Here is a 5,323-nt window from a genome sequence, read left to right on the forward strand (position 1 = left end):
ATCCTGCCGAAGAGAGACAATTTCAAGAAGAGATTAGCACATTTAGTCAACCCGTACAGGAGGGAGTTATGCAAATTACTACCAGTTGGATGCGTCAAGGTATTGAACTAGGTATTGAACAAGGTATCGAACTAGGTATTGAACAAGGTATTGAACAAGGTATTGAACAAGGTATTGAACAAGGTATTGAACAAGGTATCGAACGCGAAAAGACATTGATTCTTCGTCAACTTAAACGCAAGTTAGGGGAGATTAATCCTTCATTGGAAACTAAAATTATGGAGTTAAGTATTGATGATGTCGAAGTATTAGGAGAAGCTTTATTCGATTTCTCTAACATTGAAGATTTAATCAATTGGTTAAATACTTTAACTGCCTAGCTTTGACGTTAGCGATCGCTTTTTTAACCTTCAGTCTTGAGAAAAGGGGTTTCTCCGAGAAACCCCTTTTCTGTGGGGTTTTTAGTGGAAAGAGAAAGGTTAACGCGGAAGGTATCCCCGTCGCCATCACCCACTAAAATTGTTATTGTGAGGAAGTAATTCAGAGATAAGCTTCAGTTATTAACGAATAAAATCAATCTGACAAATATTAAGAGGAACAATCGGTTCAAATTCTTTCCGGTCAGAAGTAACTAGAATTCCTTTTTCTTGATTGGCTAAAGTTAAAGCAAAACAATCAGCTAAAGAAATGCGTTTAATTACTGCTTTATATTTGCTTACTTGTCGCCAAAAATTGCCACTTAAATCAAAGCGAGTTTTTATGTTAATATTGCTTAATTCTTGAATTAGTTTTTCTGTTTCTGATTCTTCTATAAGTAGGGAGGCACAATTATTTGTAGGATGGGTTAGCGGTAGCGTAACCCATGCGGGCGTTGGGTTTCATACTTCAACCCAACCTACGTTCATCTTATATTTAATTCCACCCACCTACTTATCTCGATAAAAATTATAGTAAACTTCGCCAAGATTAATAACATGAATCATCTTGTTATTATTTTGATTAGTGATGGTTTCTCTAACAAGATCCGCTCCTGTTTCATTACGAAAAAAAGCAATTACAGCACAAGCATCTAAAATGATATTCATCTATTACTCTCCTCCCAATCAATTTCTGCTTGTTTTTGTTGGGCAAAATCTTCACTACTGTTAGGTGCATGAGCATATTTACCTTGTAATGATTTAATTAACTGTTGTATTTCTTCTTCTGATTTAGGTTTAATTTGAAGCAGAAAATTTTGATCAATTAACTCTCTGATTTGCAATAATTGTTCGTCAGAAAGATTAGCTAATGATTGAATTATTTGTTGACGTATTGCTGTAGAACTCATGATTATTACTTAGCTACAATTAAGTATAAAAAAAATTACTATGATTATAATATATCACAAAAATGCTGATTTGCCAGCAAATCTCTAAAATCAGGTAAAATTAAGCAAATTTCAGGGAAATTTTCATTCCTTTCGCGATCGCCCCATGGCGGAGTTGGGATTCCCCGATTTTTCGCTAAATTCAACTAACCCGATCCCTTTTTGTCAATTTTTGTCCACTTTTATCGATTTAATGTTCACTTTTGCTGAAGTTTTTTGTAAAGAAATTTTACAATTTAGATTTTATGCTTGACTTTTTCAGGAAGTAAGTATATGTCTGGATATTAACGAACCAAGTAGCAGGGTAGTGGCGATCGCATCGCTTCTAACTCTTATTAGCCGTCTAGGTTATGGATTTTACTCAAAGGCTCGCCAGCAGACAACTGGGAGCGCCTGAAGGGAAACCAGCCTTTAAGTCAATTGCAATCGGCTATTCACCATATCGGTTAGTTAACCTAATCTCAATCAATAAAATATTTTCACTTTTTCTGGAGTGATAAATTATGCTTAATAATCCCGGAGTTTTAGCATTTAGTGCGCCGACTTATACGCTGACTGAAAACGGAAGTCGTATAACTCAAGTCGTTGTAACTCGCACGGGGGGAAGTGATACAGAAGTCAGTGCGACGATTACGTTAAATAATGGTACAGCAACCGCAAACGATTATAGTAATACCCCCATTAAGGTTACGTTTGCTCATGGGGATAGTGCGCCTAAAATTATTACGATTCCGATTAAGGAAGATAGTCAGTTTGAAGCGGTGGAAACCCTTAACCTGTCCTTGACGAATCCGACTAATGGGGTGACGATTGGTACACAAAATACGGCAATTGTCAAGATCATTGATAATGATAATTTTGTCTTTAATAATACGGATATTCAACCGACGAAACTGGAGAAGTTGACGTTACCGATTCCCACAGCGTTGAAGCAGTATGAAACTCTCAGCAGCGAATTAGATAAGGCCAAGGTTAAATTAGACACGACGGAGGAACAGTTAAGGTTAGCTAATGATGATTATTCCTTTGCGAAGGAAACTTTTGAAGGGAGTCTCAGTAAGCAGAAGTTTTTAACGGAAAGTTTGCAGAATTTAGAAAATAAAAAGAAGGCTTTAACTTCTAGCTTTACTCAATCTAAAACACAAAATGAGCAAAAACAGAAGGATATTCAGAAGAGTATTGATGATGCTTATACTCGTTTCAATGCTGAAACGAATCCGGGTCTAAAAGATGGGATTCAGAAGGAGATTAATGGTTATCTGATTCAGATTGAGCAACAACAGAATTTACTGTCGATTGCGACGACTAAGTATAATCAGGAGTTGGCGGTTGTTATTTTCCAAATTGATGACTCAAATCAGGAGTTACAGGGACTTGAGAGTAATATTATTCCCAAGCAACTTGAGGATTTAGAGAAGAAAAATCAGGCTTTAGTGGATATTAAAACCGCTTGGGAAGGGAATAAGCAAGCTGTGACGGTTGCGGATAAGGCGCTGGGGGATTTGCTGACGGATTATGCTTTTCTCAAGACTCAGGATTATTCGTCTAAGTTTTTGCAGGATACGGTTGATGGTATTAAGCAAAAAATTGGTGCGCTTCAGGCTGATTTAACGGCTTTGAAGAGTGGAAATGGGTCTAATTCTGAGATTGCGGCGTTGGAAAAGGCGATTTTAGAGAAGCAGAAAATTGTGGGAGAGGTACAAGAGTATCAGAAAACGGTGTTAGCGGGTGAGTTGGAGTTTAAGCAGGAGTTGGAGACGAGAAAGGGGACTGCTGCGGACCATGAAGCATCGGTTAAGGTGGCTTTAGGGAATAATAATATTGAGGGTTATGTGAGTTTAAACAGTCAATTGGCTAACCAGTTGAAGGGTTTAACGACTGTTTGGGTGGATAATTTAGAGGATAATCATAATTTAACGATTAAGGTTTGGAATGGCTCTCAAGCTACGTCTCAGGAGTTTGATAGTTTGACGAGTTATATTGATGAGAATTTGGCGACTCCTTATGGGGATTATTATCTAAATGAGATTCAGTTAGATGAGGCGTTACAGATTCGGGAGTCAACGGTAAGACGGCGTGATGCTTTGGCGGATAGTGTTGATTTTGTGACGGATGCGCTGTTTTTGGCGAAGAAGCAGTTACAGGAGTATCAGGATTTAGCGAAGTTGGGTCAGCATTATTCAGATTTAACTAAGTATGAAAAACAATATGCAACCTTACAAGGAGTTAAAGAAAAATTAGCAAATAAAAAAGAACTGTTATCTTCTGGGAATATCGATCAATATAAACAGATAGGAATTGAAGTTATTAGCGTAGCAAATTTATTACAAAATAATTTTAAGGATAACCCTAATTATTTACAGACAAGCAATAGTTTAGACAAAGCAATTAAAAAGTATCAAGATTTAGCCAATCAAATAGAATATACTCCATATATTTTTAATCTAAGTTTTAACCAATATCTAAATCCAATTAACACATTATCAATTAATGAAAATCCTGATAATGCTTTGGTAGGTGATTTTAACGGAGATGGCAAGGATGATCTTTATTTTACTTGGCGAAGTAGCGGAAGAAATCGTCTTTATCTAAGTAATGGACAAGGTAATTTTAACCAATATTTAGATCCAATTAATACATTGTCAATCAATGAAAGTCCTGATAATACTTTAGTAGATGATTTTAATGGGGATGGCAAAGATGATGTTTATTTTATTTGGCGAGGTAGTGGAAGAAATCGACTTTATCTAAGTAATGGACAAGGCGGTTTTACTCAATATTTAGATCCCATTGTTACAGGAGCAATTAATGGACATGATAATTCTTTAGTAGGTGATTTTAATGGAGATGGCAAAGATGATGTCTATTTCTTTTGGAGAGGAATGGGGGTTAATCGACTTTATTTAAGTAATGGACAAGGCGGTTTTACTCAATATTTAGATCCCATTGCTACAGGAGCAATTAATGGACATGATAATTCTTTAGTAGGTGATTTTAATGGAGATGGAAAAGATGATGTCTATTTCTTTTGGAGAGGAATGGGGGTTAATCGACTTTATTTAAGTAATGGACAAGGCGGTTTTACTCAATATTTAGATCCCATTGCTACAGGAGCAATTAATGGACATGATAATTCTTTAGTAGGTGATTTTAATGGAGATGGAAAAGATGATGTCTATTTCTTTTGGAGAGGAATGGGGGTTAATCGACTTTATTTAAGTAATGGACAAGGCGGTTTTACTCAATATTTAGATCCCATTGCTACAGGAGCAATTAAAGGAAATACTACTACTTTAGTAGGTGATTTTAATGGAGATGGAAGAGATGATAATTTCTTTCATTGGAAAGCTTCAGGAGCAAATGGACTATATCTTAGTCCTCTTCCAATAATACATAATGAAGGAATTCAACTTTTAATCAATCAAAGTAATTTAACTGTTAATAATTATTTTGAATCTATTAATCCTAAATTAATAGATAAATTAGATAAAGAAATTACAAATAAAACTCAAGGTTTAGTGGTTCAGATTGACTTAACTAACGATCAACAAGAACAATGGATAGAAACCAATTTACAGAATTATGTCAAACAGCGACGGGATAGTATTATTCCTAATGATGTAAATGATAAAACGATCGCAAATCTCCAAACCCTCCGCCTAGAAGCCGCATACCTAACCCTACAGTCACAACAGAATCCAGACAAGGTACAGAATTATTTGCAGCAATATCAGTCTATATCAAATAAGAAAGAGCAAAGGTTACTATCTTGGCAAAATAGTGATAAACCGGATACTGATGGAACCTTTGACATCAAGCAGGGTTTTGATCCTCCGAGTTATGCAGTTAACAATAACAACTATAGATACGAAACAGGAGACTTTAATGGAGATGGCAAAACCGATTTAATTCATTTTGTTAATGATTCTTGGAATGCAAATAGTAATGGTTTTGTTA

4 protein-coding genes are annotated in these 5,323 nt (G+C 35.7%); 2 read left to right on the forward strand and 2 right to left on the reverse strand.

The window, feature by feature from the left end:
• On the forward strand, positions 1 to 380 hold a 380-nt coding region (locus IQ242_RS15885; protein ID WP_193960625.1), incomplete at its 5' end, for a DUF4351 domain-containing protein.
• Positions 381 to 926: 546 nt separating this feature from the next.
• Here the strand turns inward: IQ242_RS15885 and IQ242_RS15890 are convergent.
• The gene (locus IQ242_RS15890; RefSeq protein WP_228021035.1) at positions 927 to 1,085 is read right to left on the reverse strand and encodes a PIN domain-containing protein; all 159 of its coding nucleotides are present in this window, start codon (positions 1,083 to 1,085) and stop codon (positions 927 to 929) included.
• A complete protein-coding gene (locus IQ242_RS15895; RefSeq protein WP_193960626.1) occupies positions 1,082 to 1,327 on the reverse strand; it encodes a hypothetical protein in 246 nt (81 codons plus the stop codon). Before IQ242_RS15895 ends, IQ242_RS15890 begins: the two co-directional genes overlap by 4 nt.
• Positions 1,328 to 1,869: 542 nt before the next feature.
• Here IQ242_RS15895 and IQ242_RS15900 point away from each other — a divergent pair.
• On the forward strand, positions 1,870 to 5,323 hold a 3,454-nt coding region (locus IQ242_RS15900; RefSeq protein ID WP_193960627.1), incomplete at its 3' end, for an FG-GAP-like repeat-containing protein.

The organism is Microcystis sp. LEGE 08355 (assembly GCF_015207185.1).
Lineage (GTDB): Bacteria > Cyanobacteriota > Cyanobacteriia > Cyanobacteriales > Microcystaceae > Microcystis > Microcystis panniformis.

Bases quoted from the DNA above. Each gene is read 5' to 3' on its own strand.
- IQ242_RS15890 (WP_228021035.1), bottom strand. From the start codon at position 1,085: ATGAATATCATTTTAGATGCTTGTGCTGTAATTGCTTTTTTTCGTAAT.
- IQ242_RS15895 (WP_193960626.1), bottom strand. From the start codon at position 1,327: ATGAGTTCTACAGCAATACGTCAACAAATAATTCAATCATTAGCTAAT.